This window comes from Microbispora bryophytorum (genome assembly GCF_043197435.1).
In the GTDB taxonomy this organism is placed as follows: Bacteria; Actinomycetota; Actinomycetes; order Streptosporangiales; family Streptosporangiaceae; genus Microbispora; species Microbispora bryophytorum.
Genome location: NZ_JBICTF010000002.1, coordinates 258,814 through 276,647, shown reverse-complemented (window position 1 = coordinate 276,647; position 17,834 = coordinate 258,814). Strand labels below are relative to the sequence as shown.

Here is a 17,834-nt window from a genome sequence, read left to right as displayed (position 1 = left end):
GCATGACGCGCGCATCGCTGGACAAGCAGCCGCACGAGGTCGCCGCGATGTTCGATCGCACGGCCCGGCGCTACGACCTTGTCAACGACGTTCTCTCGCTCGGCCAGGACCGCCTGTGGCGGAAGGCGACCGCGGCGGCGATCGACGCGGGGCCCGGCGAGCTGGTCCTCGACCTCGCGGCGGGCACCGGCACCTCGACCGACACGTTCACCGCGCTCGGGGCGCGGGCGATCGCGTGCGACTTCTCACTCGGCATGCTCCGCACCGGCGTCGAGCGGCGCGGCGGCTCCGGCCTGTACGGCGGGGGCGTGCGCGGCGTGACGTTCGTCGCGGGCGACGCGCTGCGCCTGCCGTTCCGCGACGGGACGTTCGACGCGGTGACGATCTCCTTCGGCCTGCGCAACGTGGCCGACACCGGGCACGCGCTGCGCGAGTTGCTGCGGGTGACCCGTCCGGGCGGGAGGCTGGTGATCTGCGAGTTCTCCCGGCCGACGCCGAAGTCGTTCGACCTCGTCTACTCGCAGTACCTGATGAAGCTGCTGCCGCCGGTGGCCCGGATGGTCAGCTCGAACCCCGACTCCTATGAGTACCTCGCCGAGTCGATCCGGGCCTGGCCCGACCAGGAGGCGCTGGCGGGGATCATCCAGGAGGCCGGCTGGCGGAAGGTGGCCTGGCGCAACCTCACGCTCGGCATCGTGGCCCTGCACCGGGGGGTCAAAGCGTAATGAGACGTACTTGGCCATACCCCTCTGACACTGTGTGCCGGATAGGGGTTAGACTGCGGCGCGACAGTTTGTGAAGTTGTTCACAAAGGCACGAAGGTCTAAACCAATTCGAGGCCTTCCTTCCCTGGAACGGACAGGTCCCCCGTGAGCGAGCAAGCCCGCGTGACGCGGAGAGAGGTCGACACCGACGTCATCGTCGTCGGTGCGGGGCCCGCGGGCGCGACGACGGCCTTCCACCTCGCCCGCGCCGGTCTCGACGTGCTGCTGCTGGAGAAGACGCGCTTCCCACGTGAGAAGGTCTGCGGTGACGGGCTGACCCCGCGTGCGGTGAAGGAACTCGTCGCCATGGGCGTCGACGTCGACGCGCCCGGCTGGGTCAGGAACAAGGGACTCCGCGTCTACGGCGGCGGCGTGAGCCTCGAACTCGACTGGCCGGAGCTGTCGAGCTACCCCGACTTCGGCCTCGTGCGCACCCGCGCCGACTTCGACCAGATCCTCGCCAGGCACGCCGAGCGCGCGGGCGCCCGGCTGCGCGAGGGCGTGAACGTTACAGGCCCGGTGCTCGACGAGCGCAGCGGCCACGTCGTGGGCGTGACCGCCAAGGCGGACGGCGAGGAGGTGACCTACCGCTCGCGGCTCGTGGTGGCGGCCGACGGCAACTCGACCCGGCTGTCGCTCGCGCTGGGCCTGCACAAGCGCGAGGACCGCCCGATGGGCGTGGCGGTGCGCACCTACTACAAGAGCCCCCGGCACGACGACGACTACCTGGAGACGTGGCTCGAGCTGTGGGACGGCGACCGCCTGCTCCCCGGCTACGGCTGGATCTTCCCCGTCGGCGACGGCACCTCCAACGTCGGCCTCGGGCTGTTGAACACCAGCGATGCGTTCAAGAGCATCGACTACCGCGACCTGCTGCGGCGCTGGATGAAGAACACGCCGGCGGAGTGGGGCTTCACCGACGAGAACATGACGGGCCCGATCAGGGGCGCCGCGCTGCCGATGGGCTTCAACCGGCAGCCGCACTACACCCGCGGGCTGGTTCTCGTGGGCGACGCGGGCGGGTCGATCAACCCGTTCAACGGCGAGGGCATCGCGTACGCCATGGAGACCGGCAGGACGGCGGCCGAAGTGATCGTCCAGGCGCTGTCCCGCTCGACGGCCGCCCAGCGTGAGCGCGTGTTACTCGCCTACCCGCGTATCCTCAAAGACGCGCATGGGGGATACTTCACCCTCGGTCGCCTGTTCGTCGAGGCGATCGGGAGGCCGGGAGTGATGAGCTTCGCGACCCGGCACGGGATGCCCCATCCCACCCTGATGAGATTCGCCTTCAAGCTGCTCGCTAATCTCACAGATCGTCGGGGCGACGTCCCCGACCGCATAATCAACGCCCTGTCGAAGGTGGCTCCGCCATCATGACCGAAGCCAGCATGACGCGAACCCGCATGACGCGAACCCGCATGACCGAAGCCCGCGAGACGACGCGCACCTCGCCGCCGGCCCCGCAGACGGCGCCACAGGCGGCGGCCGCCCGACCGGCCGCGTTCTCCGGCATTCTCGTGATCGCCCAAATTCACCGAGTTAGCGAGGACATGTAGCCATGGAGCTGTATGTGCCGATCGTGGTGCTCGCGGTCCTCGCGGCGGGATTCGCCGTGTTCTCCGTGAGCATCGCGCCCTTCACCGGGCCGAAGCGCTGGAACCGCGCGAAACTGGACGCCTACGAGTGCGGCATCGAGCCCACTCCGCAGCCGGTCGGCGGCGGGCGCTTCCCGCTGAAGTACATGATCACAGCGATGCTGTTCATCGTGTTCGACATTGAGATCATCTTCCTCTATCCGTGGGCGGTGGCCTTCGACAGACTCGGCGTGTTCGGGCTCGTCGAGATGGTGCTGTTCATCGTCACCGTTCTCGTGGCGTACGCCTATGTCTGGCGGCGTCGCGGCCTCGATTGGGATTAGCCATGGGTCTTGAAGAGAAACTCCCGAGCGGGTTCGTCCTCACCACCGTCGAGCAGGTGGCCGGCTGGGCCCGGAAGAACTCCGTCTGGCCGGCGACCTTCGGTCTCGCCTGCTGCGCCATCGAGCTGATGGCCACCGGCGGCCCGAAGCACGACCTGGCCCGCTTCGGCATGGAGCGCGCCTCCGCCTCGCCGCGGCAGGCGGACCTGATGATCGTGGCCGGCCGGCTGTCGCAGAAGATGGCGCCCGTCCTCCGCCAGATCTACGACCAGATGGCCGAGCCCAAGTGGGTCATCGCGATGGGCGTGTGCGCGTCCAGCGGTGGCATGTTCAACAACTACGCCATCGTGCAGGGCGTGGACCACGTGGTGCCGGTCGACATCTACCTGCCCGGCTGCCCGCCGCGCCCGGAGATGCTGATCGACGCCATCGTGAAGCTGCACGACAAGATTCAGAACATGAAGTTCGGCGCGCACCGTGAGAAGCAGATCGAAGAGCTGGAGCTCCGCGCGATGCGCACGCTGCCGCTGATCGACCAGGGAGCCGGGAAGTGACCACCGAGAACCTGCCCGGGCTGCCCGAGGAGCCCGTCGCCCGCAAGGGCATGTTCGGCGTCAAGGACAGCGGCGACACCTCCGGCTACAACCGCCTGGTCGTCCGCCGCCCGCCCAAGCTGTTCAGCAGCCGGCCGTACGGGTCGTACTTCGACGAGGTGGCCGACGCGCTGGAGCCGACGTTCGCCGACGCCATCGAGCGCGTGGTCGTCGACCGCGGCGAGGCCACCTTCCACGTGCGGCGCGAGCGGCTGGCCGAGGTGATGCGGCACCTGCGTGACGACGCCGCGCTGCGCTTCGAGCTGTCGCTCGGCGTCTCGGGCGTCCACTACCCCGAGGAGACCGGCGCGGAGCTGCACGCCGTCTACCACCTGTGCTCCATCACGCACAACCGGCGCATCCGGGTGGAGGTCTCCTGCCCCGACGCCGACCCGCACATCCCCTCCACGGTTCAGGTCTACCCCACGCACGACTGGCATGAGCGCGAGACGTACGACTTCTTCGGAATCGTCTTCGACGGCCACCCGGCGCTGACCAGGATCGAGATGCCGGACGACTGGGAGGGGCACCCGCAGCGCAAGGACTACCCGCTCGGCGGAATCCCGGTCGAGTACCGCGGCGCCGAGGTCCCCGCGCCGGACCGGAGGAGGTCGTACTCGTGAGCATCAGCGGCGACCTGCACGAGTGGACGAGCGCAGCGAGGAGAACGTCGTGAGCACCACCGAGACCGCCACCGAGACCCAGGGCCGGATCTACGACGTCGCCGGTCAGGACTGGGACGAGCTGGTCAAGACCGTCAGCGAGTCGTCCGACGAGCGCCTGGTCGTCAACATGGGCCCGCAGCACCCGTCGACCCACGGCGTGCTCCGGCTCGTGCTGACCCTCGACGGCGAGACCGTGACCGACGCCCGCACGGTGATCGGCTACCTGCACACCGGCATCGAGAAGAACATGGAGTTCCGGACGTGGACCCAGGGGGTCACGTTCGTCACCCGCATGGACTATCTCGCGCCGATCTTCAACGAGACCGCCTACTGCATGGGGGTCGAGAAGCTTCTCGGGATCACCGACCGGATCCCGGACCGGGCGCAGGCCATCCGGGTCCTGACGATGGAGCTCACCCGGATCTCCTCGCACCTCGTCGCGATCGCGACGTTCGGCCTGGAGCTGGGCGCGACGACGCCGATGCTGTTCGGCTTCCGCGAGCGCGAGATGGTGCTCGACATCATGGAGTACATCACCGGCCTGCGGATGAACATGGCGTACGTCCGGCCGGGCGGCGTCAGCGTCGACCTGCCGGCCGGCGCGGTCGACAAGATCGGTGAATTCCTCAAGGTCATGCCGGACCGGATCAAGGAGATGCGCAAGCTCCTCGACGCGAACCCGGTCTACACCCGGCGCACCAAGGACGTCGCCTACCTCGACCTGACCGGCTGCATGGCGCTGGGGGTCACCGGGCCCATGCTGCGCGCCGCCGGCCTGCCGTGGGACCTGCGCAAGTCGCAGCCCTACTGCGGCTACGAGACGTACGAGTTCGAGGTGCCGACGCAGAACACCTGCGACGTGTACGGCCGCTATCTCGTCCGGATGGACGAGATGGAGGAGTCGCTCAAGATCATCGAGCAGGTGCTCGACCGGCTGTCGGGCCCGCTCAAGACCGGTCCGGTGATGATCGAGGACAAGAAGATCGGCTGGCCGTCGCAGCTCGCGCTCGGCCCCGACGGCCTCGGCAACTCGCCCGACCACATCGCGCACATCATGGGCAGCTCCATGGAGGCCCTGATCCACCACTTCAAGCTGGTGACCGAGGGCTTCCGGGTGCCGGCCGGCCAGGCGTACGCCTCGGTCGAGTCGCCGCGCGGCGAGCTCGGCGCGCACGTGGTCAGCGACGGCGGCACCCGGCCCTACCGGGTCCACTTCCGCGACCCGTCGTTCACGAACCTGCAGGCGGTGCCCGCGACGTGCGAGGGCGGCATGGTCGCCGACGTCATCGCCGCGGTCGCCTCGATCGACCCGGTCATGGGAGGTGTGGACCGATGAGCGGCGAGCCGACGAGTGAGCGGAGCGGTGGGCCGAGGGCCCAGGCCGCCCGCGTGGCGAATGAGGAGGGGAGCGCGACCATGAGCACGGGTTACGCGCCCGAGGTCCGCGAGCGTCTGGCGACGGACGCCAAGGAGATCATCGGCCGCTACCCCCGGCCGCGTTCGGCGCTGCTGCCGCTGCTGCACCTGGTGCAGTCGGAGGACGGCTACATCTCCGACGCCGGCCAGGAGTTCTGCGCCGAGATGCTGGGCCTGTCCAAGGCCGAGGTCGTCGGTGTGGCGACCTTCTACACCATGTACAAGCGCGAGCCGTCCGGCGAGTACAACGTCGGCGTCTGCATCAACACGCTGTGCGCGGTCATGGGCGGCGACCAGATCTGGGAAGAGCTCACCGAGCATGTGGGCGTCGGCCACGACGAGACCACCGCGGACGGCAAGATCACGCTGGAGCGGCTGGAGTGCAACGCCGCCTGCGACTTCGCGCCGGTCATGATGGTCAACTGGGAGTTCTTCGACAACCAGACCCCGGAGTCGGCCAAGCAGCTCGTCGACGACCTGCGCGCCGGCACGGAGGTCTCGCCCACCCGGGGCCCGCGCCGGCTGTGCACGTTCAAGGAGGCCTCCCGTGTCCTCGCCGGGCTGCCCGACGGCCTGGCCGGTGACGGCCCGTCGGCCGCTGGCCCGTCGCTGGAGGGCCTGAAGGTCGCCAAGGCCAACGGCTGGGAGGCCCCCAAGGCCGAGGGGAGCGAGAAGTGACCACGCGGAGAGAACCCGACGCAGTGAGCGGAGCGGTCCGCGAGGTACGAGCGGCCCGCGCAGCGAACGAGGAGCGGTGAGCGACCAATGACAACGCTGACGCCTGTTCTCACCAGGAACTGGGACCGGGCCGACTCGTTCACCCTCGACGGGTACGGCGAGTACGCGGCCGCGAAGAAGGCCCTGGGCATGGACCCCGACGCCGTCATCCAGGCGGTGAAGGACTCCGGCCTGCGCGGCCGCGGCGGCGCGGGCTTCCCGACCGGCATGAAGTGGGGCTTCATCCCGCAGGGCGACGGCAAGGCCCACTACCTCGTCGTCAACGCCGACGAGTCGGAGCCGGGGACCTGCAAGGACATCCCGCTCATGATGGCCAACCCGCACGCGCTGGTCGAGGGCGTGATCATCTCGTCCTACGCCATCCGGGCCAACCACGCGTTCATCTACGTCCGCGGCGAGGTGGTCCACGTCGTCCGCCGGGTGCAGGCCGCGGTCCAGGAGGCGTACGAGAAGGGCTACCTCGGGACGGACATCTTCGGCTCGGGCTACGACCTCGAACTGGTCGTGCACAGCGGCGCCGGGGCGTACATCTGCGGCGAGGAGACCGCGCTGCTCGACTCGCTGGAGGGCTACCGCGGCCAGCCCCGGCTCAAGCCGCCGTTCCCGGCGGTCGCCGGCCTGTACGCCTCCCCGACCGTGGTCAACAACGTCGAGTCGATCGCGAGCGTGCCGAGTATCATCGCCAACGGCGCCGACTGGTTCGCCGGGATGGGCACCGAGAAGTCCAAGGGCTTCGGCATCTTCTCCCTGTCGGGCCACGTGACCCGGCCGGGCCAGTACGAGGCCCCGCTGGGCATCACGCTGCGCGAGCTGCTCGACATGGCGGGCGGCATCCGCGAGGGCCACGAGCTGAAGTTCTGGACGCCGGGGGGCTCCTCGACGCCGATCTTCACGGCCGAGCACCTCGACGTGCCGCTCGACTTCGAGTCGGTGGGGGCCAAGGGCTCGATGCTGGGCACCCGCGCCCTGCAGATCTTCGACGAGACGACCTGCGTGGTCCGCGCGGTGATGCGGTGGACCGAGTTCTACGCGCACGAGTCCTGCGGCAAGTGCACCCCCTGCCGTGAGGGCACCTTCTGGCTCAAGCAGGTGCTCAGGCGGCTGGAGAAGGGCCAGGGCTCCGAGGAGGACCTGGCCACGATCACCGACATCGCCGACAACATCCTCGGCCGCTCGTTCTGCGCCCTCGGCGACGGCGCGACGAGCCCGATCCACTCGTCGGTGAAGCAGTTCCGCGACGAATACCTCAAGCACTTCGAGATCGGCGGCTGCCCGTTCGATCCCGCCGCTTCCACGGTGTGGGGGTCCAAGTGACAGTTCAGACGACGCAGCCGGAGCAGCCGGTCGTGGACATGGTCAGCCTGACCATCGACGGCTTCCAGATCAGCGTCCCCAAGGGGACTCTGATCATCCGGGCCGCGGAGCTGCTGGGGATCCAGATCCCCCGGTTCTGCGACCACCCGCTGCTCTCGCCGGCGGCCAACTGCCGTCAGTGCCTGGTCGACATCCCCGACGCGGGCAACGGCCGCGGCTTTCCCAAGCCGCAGCCGTCCTGCGCGATCGAGGTCGCCGAGGGCATGGTGGTCAACACGCAGCTCACCTCGCCGGTGGCCGAGAAGGCCCAGCGCGGCGTGATGGAGATGCTGCTGCTGAACCACCCGCTCGACTGCCCGGTCTGCGACAAGGGCGGCGAGTGCCCCCTGCAGAACCAGGCCATGTCGAACGGCCAGGGCGAGAGCCGGTTCGTCGAGGAGAAGCGCACGTTCGACAAGCCCGTCCCGCTGTCGAGCGAGGTGCTGCTCGACCGCGAGCGCTGCATCCAGTGCGCGCGCTGCATCCGCTTCTCCGAGCAGATCGCCGGTGACCCGCTCATCGACTTCTTCGAGCGCGGGGCCAAGGAGCAGGTGGGCGTCGCCGACGGCGAGCCGTTCCAGTCCTACTTCTCGGGCAACACCATCCAGATCTGCCCGGTGGGCGCGCTGACCGGCGCGGCCTACCGGTTCCGCTCCCGCCCGTTCGACCTGGTCTCCACGCCGAGCGCGTGCGAGCACTGCGCGTCGGGCTGCTCGCTGCGCACCGACCACCGCCGCGGCAAGGTCACCCGCCGCCTGGCCGGGGACGACCCGCAGGTCAACGAGGAGTGGAACTGCGACAAGGGCCGCTGGGCCTTCACCTACGCGACCGCGCCCGACCGCCTGCGGTCGCCGCTGGTCCGTGACGAGAGCGGCAAGCTCGTCCCGACCTCCTGGCCGGACGCGCTGGCCGTCGCCGCCGAGGGCCTGCTGCGGGCCCGCGGCAAGGCCGGTGTGCTGGTCGGCGGGCGGCTCACGGTCGAGGACGCCTACGCCTACAGCAAGTTCGCCAGGATCGCCCTCGGCACCAACGACATCGACTTCCGCTCCCGCCCGCACTCGGAGGAGGAGACGCGGTTCCTCGCCCACGCCGTGGCCGGCAAGGGCATCGAGGTCTCCTACGCCGACCTGGAGACGGCCCCGGCCGTGCTCCTGGCCGGGTTCGAGCCCGAGGAGGAGTCGCCGATCGTCTTCCTGCGCCTGCGCAAGGCGGCGCGCAAGCGGGGCATGAAGGTCTACTCGCTCGCGCCGTTCGCCACGCCGGGCCTGGCCAAGATGAAGGGCACGCTGATCCGCACGCGGCCCGGCGCCGAGGCCGAGGCGCTCGGCGACCTCATCGGCGGCGACCTGCTGCCCGCGGGGACGATCGTCCTCGCCGGTGAGCGGCTCGCCACCGTTCCCGGCGCCCTGTCCGCGCTCGTACGGCTCACGCAGGCCACGGGCGCCAGGTTCGCCTGGGTGCCGCGCCGGGCCGGTGAGCGCGGCGCGCTGGAGGCGGGCGCCCTGCCGGGGCTGCTGCCGATCGGCCGCCCGGCCGCCGACGAGACCGCCCGCGCGGAGGTCGCCAGGGTGTGGGGCGTCGCCTCGCTGCCCGAGGCGCCCGGCCGCGACACGGCGGGCATCATCGAGGCCGCGCTGAACGACGAGGTCGACGCACTGGTCGTGGCGGGTGTGGACCCCTACGACCTGCCCGACCCCGCGAGGGCCCTGGCGGCGCTGGAGAACACGCCGTTCATCGTGAGCCTGGAGATCCGCGCCAGCGCGGTCACCGACCGGGCCGACGTGGTCCTGCCGGTCGCCGCGGTGGCCGAGAAGTCCGGGACGTTCGTCGACTGGGAGGGCAGGGGCCGCTCGTTCGGTGTGGCCACGGCCGTGCCCGGTCTGATGAGCGACCTGCGCGCCATCGCCTCGATCGCCGACCAGATGGACGTGCACCTCGGCCTGCCCGAGCCCGCCGCCGCCCGGCGCGAGATGGCCTCGCTGGGCGCCTGGAAGGGCGCCCGCCCGCTCGCGCCCGCGGTCACCGGCCGTCCGGTGCGGGAGCCGCAGGCGGGCGAGGCCGTGCTGGCGACCTGGCACCTGCTGCTCGACGACGGCCGGATGCAGGACGGCGAGCCCTACCTGGCGGGGACCGCCCGCACGGTGGCGGCGCTGCTGTCGGAGGCCACCGCCGCGGAGATCGGCGCGGTGGACGGTGGGAAGATCGCCATCGGCGACGACCTGATCGTCCCGGTGCGGATCGCGGACCTGCCCGACCGGGTCGTGTGGCTGCCGTCCAACTCCGCCGGCCTGTCGGTCACCCGCGACCTGCGCGCGGTGGGCGGCGACATCGTAACGATCGGGAGCGTGTCGTGAACAACGTACCCACGCTGGACGACTTCGGCCATGATCCATTGTGGATCAGCATCATCAAGGCCGTCGCGATCTTCGTGTTCCTGATGCTGGGCGTGCTGATGGGCGTGTGGACCGAGCGCAAGCTCATCTCGCGCATGCAGCACCGCTACGGCCCCAACAGGGCGGGCAAGTTCGGCCTGCTGCAGTCAGTGGCCGACGGCCTGAAGATGGGGCTCAAGGAAGACATCATGCCCCGCACCGTGGACAAGGTGATCTACTTCCTGGCCCCGGTCATCATCGCCGTCCCGGCCTTCCTGGCCTTCTCCGTCGTGCCGTTCGGCCCGATGGTGTGGATGTTCGGCCACAAGACGCCGCTGCAGCTCACCGACCTGCCGGTCGCGGTTCTGCTGGTCCTGGCCACCGCGTCGATCGGCGTCTACGGCGTCGTGCTCGCCGGGTGGGGCTCCCGCTCGCCGTACGCCGTGCTGGGCGGTCTGCGCTCGGCCGCCCAGGTGGTGTCGTACGAGATCGCGATGGGCCTGTCGTTCGTCGCGGTGTTCCTCCAGGCGGGCACACTGTCCACCTCGGAGATCGTGGCGAAGCAGGCGAGCGGCGGCACCTGGGACATCCTGGGGCTGTCCATCCCGGCGCCGTCCTGGTATGTGGTCTCGCTGATCCCGTCCTTCCTGATCTACGCGATCACGATGCTGGGCGAGACGAACCGCGTGCCCTTCGACCTCCCCGAGGGCGAGGGCGAGCTGGTCGGCGGCTTCCACACCGAGTACTCCTCCTCGCTGAAGTTCGCGATGTTCATGCTCGCCGAGTACGTGAACGTCTTCACGGTCTCGGCCATGGCGATCACGTTGTTCTTCGGCGGCTGGCGCGCCCCGTGGCCACTGTCGCTGTGGGACGGCGCGAACTCCGGCTGGTGGCCGATGCTGTGGTTCTTCCTCAAGCTGGTCATCGCGTTCGGCTTCTTCGTCTGGGTCCGCGCCTCGCTGCCGCGTGTCCGGTACGACCAGCTGATGGCCTTCGGGTGGAAGGTGCTGATCCCGGTCAACCTGGCCTGGATCCTGCTGGCCGCCACGTTCAAGGCGCTGCGCATGCCCGAGGCCGACCGGGCGATCATCCTGAGCATCGGCGCGGTCGTCATCATCGGCGCCTTCGCGATCTGGCTGCGGTTCGACACCGTCAACCAGCGTCGCAGGGAGGCCAAGGCGGCCGCGATCGAGGAGGAGTTCGAGCAACTGCGCGAGGAGCCCGCCGCGGGCGGCTTCCCGGTTCCGCCGCTCGACGCTCCGCACTACCACGGAGTCGTGCCCGCCGCGCGTCTCAATTCCGACGCCGCCAAGGAGGTGACCAGTGGGAGCAACTGATTGGCTGAACCCGATCAAGGGATTCGGCGTCACCTTCCACCACATGTTCAAAAAGCCGGTGACCGTCAACTATCCGGAGGAGAAGCGGCCCACCGCGCCGCGTTTCCACGGGAGGCACCAGCTGAACCGGTGGCCCGACGGGCTGGAGAAGTGCGTCGGCTGTGAGCTGTGCGCCTGGGCCTGCCCGGCCGACGCCATCTACGTTGAGGGCGGCGACAACACCGACGAGGAGCGTTTCTCGCCCGGTGAACGGTACGGCCGCGTTTACCAGATCAACTACCTGCGCTGCATCCTCTGCGGGTTGTGCATCGAGGCGTGCCCGACCCGGGCGCTCACGATGACCAACGAGTACGAGCTCGCCGACTCCAGCCGCGAGTCGTTGATCTACACCAAGGAGATGCTCCTCGCACCGCTCGGACCGGGCATGGAGCAGCCGCCTCACCCGATGCGCCTCGGCGAGACCGAAGAGGACTACTACCGGTTGGGTCGAAGCAATGGGTGAGTCCATCACGTTCTGGGTGCTCGCGGTCGTCTCGGTGATCGCCGCGCTCGGACTCGTCTTCAGCCGCAGGGCCGTCTACTCGGCCCTCATGCTCGGCGTGGTCATGCTCTCGCTGGCGGTGCTGTACGCGGTCCAGGACGCTCCGTTCCTGGCCGCGGTGCAGATCATCGTCTACACCGGCGCGGTCATGATGCTGTTCCTGTTCGTGCTCATGCTCGTGGGCGTGGACTCGTCCGACTCCCTCGTGGAGACGATCAGGGGACAGCGGTTCTGGGCGATCCTGGGCGGGCTCGGCTTCGCCGTCCTGCTCGCCCTCGGCATCGGCAACGCGGTCGTCGGCTCGCCCAAGGGGCTGGCCGCCGCCACGCGGTCGGGCAACGTGCCCTCCCTGGCCGAGCTGATCTTCACGCGCCACGTGTTCGCCTTCGAGGTCACCTCGGCGCTGCTGATCACCGCGGCGCTCGGCGCGATGGTGCTCGCGCACCGGGAGCGCGCCGAGGCCAAGCCGACCCAGAAGGACCTGTCCCGGCAGCGCTTCGTCACCTTCGGCAGGACGGGCAAGAACCCGGCGCCGCTGCCCGGCCCCGGCACCTACGCCCGGCACAACGCCATCGACATGCCGGCGCTGCTGCCCGACGGGTCGGTCTCGCCGCTGTCGGTCAACCGGTACATCGCCCGGTACGAGGAATCCCGGGGCACCCTGTCTCCCGAGGTCGCCCAGGTGCTGGAGCAGGAGGAGGCCGCGCTGCGCGCGGCCGGGCACAGCACGCCCACCGTGACCGAGGAGGTCAGGGACGGCGGCCCCGACACCGAGCCGATGCCCGACGACGGCGACAGCGTCGTGGCGGGCCGGGTCGTCCGCCCGCGCGGTGAGTCTCCGATGGAGTCCCTGAGCGAGGAGGACGGCAAGTGACCACGCACTACCTGGTGCTCTCCGCGCTGCTGTTCGCCATCGGCGGCGTCGGCGTGCTCGTACGGCGCAACGCCATCGTGGTGTTCATGTGCGTCGAGCTCATGCTCAACGCCTGCAACCTGGCGTTCGTCACCTTCGCCCGGCAGAACGGCAACCTCGACGGCCAGCTCATCGCGTTCTTCGTGATGATCGTGGCCGCCGCCGAGGTGGTCATCGGCCTGGCCATCATCGTGACGATCTTCCGAACCCGCAGGTCCGCGTCGGTCGACGACGTCAGCCTGCTGAAGTACTAAGAGGTGGCCGTGGAACCCGCTGAGATCATCCAGCACTCCGGCGGAGCGATCGGAGCAGCCTGGCTCATGATCGCTCTGCCCCTGGTGGGAGCGGCGGTCCTCCTGCTTGGCGGCCGGAGGACCGACAAGTTCGGCCACCTGCTGGGCGTGCTCATGGCCGTCGCGTCCTTCGTGGTGGCGGCGCTGTCGTTCGCGCAGCTGCTCGGCTTCGCTCCCGGTGAGCGCCGCCGCGGGATCGAGCTGTACGACTTCATCCCGGGCCTCGCGAAGGTGGGCCTGCTGGTCGACCCGCTGTCGATCTCGTTCTGCCTGCTGATCACCTTTGTGGGCTCGCTGATCCACATCTACTCGATCGGCTACATGGCGCACGACCCGAACAGGCGGCGGTTCTTCGCCTACCTCAACCTGTTCGTCGCGGCGATGCTCCTGCTGGTGCTGGCCGACAACTACGTGGCCCTGTTCGTCGGCTGGGAGGGCGTCGGCCTCGCGTCGTACCTGCTGATCGGGTTCTGGCAGCACAAGCCCTCGGCGGCGACCGCGGCCAAGAAGGCGTTCATCGTCAACCGCGTCGGCGACTTCGGCCTGCTGATCGGCATCTTCACGATCTTCGCGACGTTCCACACGCTGGCCTTCAACGACGTCCTCGCGAACGCCGACAAGGCGTCCTCGGGCACGCTCACCGCGATCGGCCTGCTGCTGCTGGTCGGCGCCTGCGGCAAGTCGGCGCAGCTCCCGCTGCAGTCCTGGCTCCTCGACGCGATGGAGGGCCCGACCCCGGTCTCGGCCCTCATCCACGCCGCGACCATGGTCACCGCCGGCGTCTACCTGATCGTCCGGTCCGGCCCGATCTTCCAGGGCGCCGGGACCGCGCAGCTCGTGGTGACGATCGTCGGCGTCGCGACGCTGCTCGCCGGTGCGATCATCGGTACCGCCAAGGACGACATCAAGAAGGCCCTGGCCGGTTCGACGATGTCGCAGATCGGCTACATGGTGCTCGCCGCGGGCATCGGCCCGGCGGGCTACGCCTTCGCGATCGCCCACCTGATCACGCACGGCTTCTTCAAGGCCGACATGTTCCTCGGCGCGGGCTCGGTCATGCACGCCATGAACGACGAGGTCGACATGCGCAAGTACGGCGCGCTGCGCAAGGTCATGCCGGTCACGTTCGTGACGTTCCTCGTCGGCTACCTGGCGATCATCGGGTTCCCGCTGCTGTCCGGCTACTTCACCAAGGACGGCATCATCGAGACCGTGATGGAGCACAACGCCGTCCTCGGCTGGCTGGCCGTGCTCGGCGCGGGCATCACCGGCTTCTACATGTCGCGCCTGGTGTTCATGACGTTCTTCGGCGCCAAGCGCTGGGAGCCCACGGCCCACCCGCACGAGTCGCCCGCCGTCATGACCTGGCCGCTGATCATCCTGTCGGTCGGCGCGATCGGCCTGGGCGGCTTCCTGGTGCTGGGCAACCGGTTCATGACCTTCCTGTCGCCGGCCGTCGGCGCGCCGGAGGAGATGCCGTCGTTCCACCCGTTCAGCCTCACCGGTCTGGTCACGCTCGCGCTCGTCGCGATCGGCGCGGCCCTCGCCTGGGCCAAGTACGGCAGGGCCGAGGTGCCCGCGGTCGCCCCGCGCGGCTCGTTCCTCACCGCCTTCGCCCGTCGTGACCTGTACGGCGACGCCCTGAACGAGGCGCTGTTCATGCGCCCCGGCCAGTGGCTGACCCGCCTGGCCGTGTTCTTCGACAACCGCGGCGTGGACGGCCTCGTGAACGGCCTGGCCGCCGGCATCGGCGGCACGTCCGGGCGACTGCGCAGGGTCCAGACCGGGTTCGTCCGCTCGTACGCGCTGTCGATATTCCTGGGCGCCGCCATCCTGGCCGGTGCCTGGCTCGTCGTAGGGAACCTGTGATGCCCTGGCTTTCAACCCTGATGGGCGTGTCCGTACTCGGCGCGCTGGGCGTGACCCTTGTCCGCAACGACAAGCTCGCCAAGCAGTTCACCCTCGTGGTGTCGCTGATCGTGCTGGCGCTGACCGTCGCCATGGCGGTCCAGTTCAGCCCGAACGGCGACAAGTTCCAGTTCGCCGAGACGCACGACTGGATCCCCGCGTTCGGCGTGCACTACGGCGTCGCCGTGGACGGCATCGCCCTGGTGCTGATCCTGCTGTCGGTGATCCTCGTGCCGATCGTGGTGCTCGCCTCCTGGCATGACGCCGAGGCCGGCAAGCGCTCGGTCCGGACGTACTTCTCACTGCTGCTGGTGCTCGAGGCCATGATGATCGGCGTCTTCGCGGCGACCGACGTCTTCCTCTTCTACGTCTTCTTCGAAGCCATGCTGATCCCGATGTACTTCATGATCGGGTCGTACGGCGGTGCGCAGCGGTCGTACGCGGCCGTGAAGTTCCTGCTGTACTCGCTGTTCGGCGGGCTCCTGATGCTGGTGGCGGTGATCGCGCTCTACTCGATCGCCGGCAAGGGCACGTTCATGTTCTCCGACCTGGTCGGGACCATCCAGGACGTGACGACGCAGAAGTGGCTGTTCCTGGGCTTCTTCATCGCCTTCGCGATCAAGGCGCCGCTGTGGCCGTTCCACACCTGGCTGCCCGACGCCGCCGCCCAGGCCCCGGCCGGCGCGGCCGTCCTGCTCGTCGGCGTGCTGGACAAGGTCGGCACGTACGGCATGCTGCGCTTCTGCCTTGAGCTCTTCCCCGACGCCGCGAAGTTCTTCACGCCGTTGGTCATCGTGCTGTCGGTGATCGGCATCGTGTATGGCGCGATCGTGGCCATCGGGCAGACCGACATGAAGCGGCTCATCGCGTACACCTCGGTGTCGCACTTCGGCTTCATCGCGTTGGGTGTGTTCGCGATGACCACCAGCGCGGGCTCGGGCGCCACGCTCTACATGGTCAACCACGGCTTCTCGACCGGCGCGCTGTTCCTGATCGTGGGCTTCCTCGTCTACCGCAGGGGCTCGCACTTCATCGCCGACTACGGCGGTGTGCAGAAGGTGGCGCCGATCCTCGCCGGGACGTTCCTGGTGGCGGGTCTGTCCAGCCTCTCGCTGCCCGGTCTCAGCACGTTCGTCAGCGAGTTCATGGTGCTGACCGGCACCTACCAGCGCTACGTCGTCCCGGCCGTGATCGCGACGGTCGGCGTCATCCTCGCCGCGATCTACATCCTGTGGATGTACCAGCGGACGATGAACGGCCCGACGGCCGAGTCGGTCAAGTCGCTGCCCGACCTCAACGCCAGGGAGAAGTGGGTGGTGGCGCCGCTCGTCGCGCTGCTGCTGGTGTTCGGCTTCTATCCCAAGCCGCTGCTCGACGTGATCAATCCCGCCGTGAAGGACACGCTGTCGAGCGTCTCCGTCACGGACCCGAAGCCGGCCGTACCCGTTGCTCAGGAGGGCCAGTAGTGAACGGCACCATTCAGGCGCCGAGTATCGAGTACGCCCTGCTGGCGCCGGTACTCGTCGTCTTCGGCGCGGCGATCGTCGGCGTGCTGGTGGAGGCATTCGCCCCGCGCTACCTGCGCTCGGCGATCCACCTGCCGCTCACGTTGCTGTCGCTGGCCGGCGCGTTCGCGCTGGCCGTGTGGCAGGCGGTCAAGGGTGTGCCCACCAAGCCCGCCGCGATGGGCGCGGTGGCCGTGGACGGCCCGGCCCTGTTCATCTGGGGCACGATCCTCATCCTCGCCTTCGTGAGCGTGCTGCTCATCAAGGACGAGGAGCACTTCGTCGGCTCCGCGGCGGCCGTGCCCGGCTCGGCCGAGGAGGAGCAGTCGCTCGTCGAGCGGGCCGCGCACACCGAGGTCTATCCGCTGGTGCTGTTCGCGGTCGGCGGCATGCTGCTGTTCCCCGCGGCCAACGACCTGCTCGTGGCGTTCGTCGCCCTCGAGGTCATGTCGCTGCCGCTCTACCTGCTGTGCGGCCTGGCCCGGCGCCGTCGTCTGCTGTCGCAGGAGGCCGCGGTCAAGTACTTCCTGCTCGGCGCGTTCTCCTCGGCCTTCTTCCTGTACGGCACGGCCCTGCTGTACGGCTTCGCGGGGTCGGTCGACCTCGCGAAGATCAACCAGGCGCTGGGGGCGGTCGGCGGCCAGGACACGCTGCTCTACATCGGCGCGGCCATGCTCGGCGTCGGCCTGCTGTTCAAGATCGGTGCCGCGCCGTTCCAGGCGTGGAAGCCGGACGTCTACCAGGGCGCGCCCACGCCCATCACCGCGCTGATGGCCTCCGGCACGCTGGTCGCCGCCTTCGGCGCGCTGCTGCGGGTGTTCTGGGTGGGCCTCGGCGGTCTCGACTGGGACTGGCGCCCGGTGCTCTACGGTGTGGCGATTCTCACGATGGTGGTCGGCGCGATCCTCGCGATCACGCAGACCGACATCAAGCGGATGCTGGCCTACTCGTCCATCGCGCACGGCGGCTTCCTGCTCATCGGTGTCATCGCCACCGGCCACACCCAGGCGGAGAACACCTCGGCCCTGTCCGGTCTGCTGTTCTACCTGGTGGCGTACGGCTTCACCACCGTCGGCGCGTTCGCCATCGTCACGATGGTGCGCGACGCGGGCGGCGAGGCGTGGCACCTGTCCCGCTGGGCCGGGCTGGGCAAGCGCTCGCCGCTGCTGGCCGGGACGTTCGCCTTCTTCCTGCTGGCCTTCGCCGGCATCCCGCTGACCAGCGGGTTCTTCGGGAAGTACGCCATCTTCCAGGCGGCCGTCGCCAACGGCGCCATGCCGCTGGTCATCATCGGTGTGGTGGCCTCGGCGATCGCCGCGTTCTTCTACGTCCGGGTGATCGTGCTGATGTTCTTCAGCGACCCGGCCGCCGACGGCCCGTCCGTCGTGCTGCCCTCGCGGGGGACCGCGGCTGTGGTCGGTATCGCGGCATTGGCTACCGTAGTTCTCGGGGTGTACCCCCAGCCTGTGCTGGACCTCGCGCACACGGCTGCACAATCCCTGTTCGTCCGATAGGAGA

17 protein-coding genes are annotated in these 17,834 nt (G+C 69.2%); all 17 read left to right on the top strand.

Features of this window, described 5'->3' with window-relative positions; translation table 11 throughout:
* The first annotated feature begins 2 nt into the window (after window positions 1-2).
* On the top strand, window positions 3-725 hold the full coding sequence (locus ACGFIB_RS06205) for a demethylmenaquinone methyltransferase (protein ID WP_142567578.1): 723 nt from the start codon (window positions 3-5) through the stop codon (window positions 723-725).
* A 162-nt stretch (window positions 726-887) separates the two neighbouring features.
* Window positions 888-2,141 (top strand): geranylgeranyl reductase family protein, encoded by a 1,254-nt coding sequence (locus ACGFIB_RS06200; RefSeq protein WP_393368944.1) that lies wholly within the window; start codon window positions 888-890, stop codon window positions 2,139-2,141.
* Complete coding sequence (locus tag ACGFIB_RS06195; RefSeq protein ID WP_357241946.1) at window positions 2,138-2,320, top strand: hypothetical protein; 183 nt, start codon at window positions 2,138-2,140, stop codon at window positions 2,318-2,320. The genes ACGFIB_RS06200 and ACGFIB_RS06195 overlap by 4 nt, the downstream gene beginning before the upstream one ends.
* Before the next feature lie 2 nt (window positions 2,321-2,322).
* Entirely contained in the window at window positions 2,323-2,682 is a 360-nt protein-coding gene (locus tag ACGFIB_RS06190; protein ID WP_142567576.1) for an NADH-quinone oxidoreductase subunit A, read from the top strand.
* Between the two features lie 2 nt (window positions 2,683-2,684).
* Window positions 2,685-3,236 (top strand): NuoB/complex I 20 kDa subunit family protein, encoded by a 552-nt coding sequence (locus ACGFIB_RS06185; RefSeq protein ID WP_142567575.1) that lies wholly within the window; start codon window positions 2,685-2,687, stop codon window positions 3,234-3,236.
* Complete coding sequence (locus ACGFIB_RS06180) at window positions 3,233-3,898, top strand: NADH-quinone oxidoreductase subunit C (RefSeq protein ID WP_142567574.1); 666 nt, start codon at window positions 3,233-3,235, stop codon at window positions 3,896-3,898. The genes ACGFIB_RS06185 and ACGFIB_RS06180 overlap by 4 nt, the downstream gene beginning before the upstream one ends.
* A 49-nt stretch (window positions 3,899-3,947) precedes the next feature.
* Window positions 3,948-5,276, top strand: coding sequence for an NADH-quinone oxidoreductase subunit D (locus tag ACGFIB_RS06175; RefSeq protein ID WP_142567573.1), 1,329 nt, complete (start codon window positions 3,948-3,950; stop codon window positions 5,274-5,276).
* Between the two features lie 53 nt (window positions 5,277-5,329).
* Window positions 5,330-6,034: an NADH-quinone oxidoreductase subunit NuoE gene (nuoE, locus tag ACGFIB_RS06170; RefSeq protein ID WP_393370009.1), complete on the top strand. Its 705-nt coding sequence runs from the start codon at window positions 5,330-5,332 to the stop codon at window positions 6,032-6,034.
* Window positions 6,035-6,121: 87 nt separating this feature from the next.
* Complete coding sequence (gene nuoF, locus ACGFIB_RS06165; protein ID WP_393368939.1) at window positions 6,122-7,408, top strand: NADH-quinone oxidoreductase subunit NuoF; 1,287 nt, start codon at window positions 6,122-6,124, stop codon at window positions 7,406-7,408.
* On the top strand, window positions 7,405-9,801 hold the full coding sequence (locus ACGFIB_RS06160; RefSeq protein WP_393368936.1) for an NADH-quinone oxidoreductase subunit G: 2,397 nt from the start codon (window positions 7,405-7,407) through the stop codon (window positions 9,799-9,801). Before nuoF ends, ACGFIB_RS06160 begins: the two co-directional genes overlap by 4 nt.
* Window positions 9,798-11,156, top strand: coding sequence for an NADH-quinone oxidoreductase subunit NuoH (nuoH, locus tag ACGFIB_RS06155; protein ID WP_142567569.1), 1,359 nt, complete (start codon window positions 9,798-9,800; stop codon window positions 11,154-11,156). Before ACGFIB_RS06160 ends, nuoH begins: the two co-directional genes overlap by 4 nt.
* The gene (gene nuoI, locus ACGFIB_RS06150) at window positions 11,143-11,658 is read left to right on the top strand and encodes an NADH-quinone oxidoreductase subunit NuoI (RefSeq protein ID WP_139574090.1); all 516 of its coding nucleotides are present in this window, start codon (window positions 11,143-11,145) and stop codon (window positions 11,656-11,658) included. The genes nuoH and nuoI overlap by 14 nt, the downstream gene beginning before the upstream one ends.
* Entirely contained in the window at window positions 11,651-12,571 is a 921-nt protein-coding gene (locus ACGFIB_RS06145; RefSeq protein WP_142567568.1) for an NADH-quinone oxidoreductase subunit J, read from the top strand. The genes nuoI and ACGFIB_RS06145 overlap by 8 nt, the downstream gene beginning before the upstream one ends.
* Window positions 12,568-12,864: an NADH-quinone oxidoreductase subunit NuoK gene (nuoK, locus tag ACGFIB_RS06140; RefSeq protein ID WP_030506864.1), complete on the top strand. Its 297-nt coding sequence runs from the start codon at window positions 12,568-12,570 to the stop codon at window positions 12,862-12,864. The genes ACGFIB_RS06145 and nuoK overlap by 4 nt, the downstream gene beginning before the upstream one ends.
* Window positions 12,865-12,930: 66 nt before the next feature.
* Window positions 12,931-14,772, top strand: coding sequence for an NADH-quinone oxidoreductase subunit L (nuoL, locus tag ACGFIB_RS06135; protein ID WP_142568067.1), 1,842 nt, complete (start codon window positions 12,931-12,933; stop codon window positions 14,770-14,772).
* Window positions 14,772-16,277 (top strand): NADH-quinone oxidoreductase subunit M, encoded by a 1,506-nt coding sequence (locus ACGFIB_RS06130; RefSeq protein ID WP_142567567.1) that lies wholly within the window; start codon window positions 14,772-14,774, stop codon window positions 16,275-16,277. The genes nuoL and ACGFIB_RS06130 overlap by 1 nt, the downstream gene beginning before the upstream one ends.
* Complete coding sequence (gene nuoN, locus ACGFIB_RS06125) at window positions 16,277-17,830, top strand: NADH-quinone oxidoreductase subunit NuoN (RefSeq protein WP_357016455.1); 1,554 nt, start codon at window positions 16,277-16,279, stop codon at window positions 17,828-17,830. The genes ACGFIB_RS06130 and nuoN overlap by 1 nt, the downstream gene beginning before the upstream one ends.
* The last annotated feature ends 4 nt before the right edge of the window (window positions 17,831-17,834 follow it).

What these genes read in the sequence shown, in the direction of transcription:
- ACGFIB_RS06205 (WP_142567578.1), top strand. Translation starts at nt 3, where the DNA reads ATGACGCGCGCATCGCTGGACAAGCAGCCGCACGAGGTCGCCGCGATG.
- ACGFIB_RS06195 (WP_357241946.1), top strand. Translation starts at nt 2,138, where the DNA reads ATGACCGAAGCCAGCATGACGCGAACCCGCATGACGCGAACCCGCATG.
- ACGFIB_RS06190 (WP_142567576.1), top strand. Translation starts at nt 2,323, where the DNA reads ATGGAGCTGTATGTGCCGATCGTGGTGCTCGCGGTCCTCGCGGCGGGA.
- ACGFIB_RS06185 (WP_142567575.1), top strand. Translation starts at nt 2,685, where the DNA reads ATGGGTCTTGAAGAGAAACTCCCGAGCGGGTTCGTCCTCACCACCGTC.
- nuoF (WP_393368939.1), top strand. Translation starts at nt 6,122, where the DNA reads ATGACAACGCTGACGCCTGTTCTCACCAGGAACTGGGACCGGGCCGAC.
- ACGFIB_RS06145 (WP_142567568.1), top strand. Translation starts at nt 11,651, where the DNA reads ATGGGTGAGTCCATCACGTTCTGGGTGCTCGCGGTCGTCTCGGTGATC.
- nuoL (WP_142568067.1), top strand. Translation starts at nt 12,931, where the DNA reads ATGATCGCTCTGCCCCTGGTGGGAGCGGCGGTCCTCCTGCTTGGCGGC.
- ACGFIB_RS06130 (WP_142567567.1), top strand. Translation starts at nt 14,772, where the DNA reads ATGCCCTGGCTTTCAACCCTGATGGGCGTGTCCGTACTCGGCGCGCTG.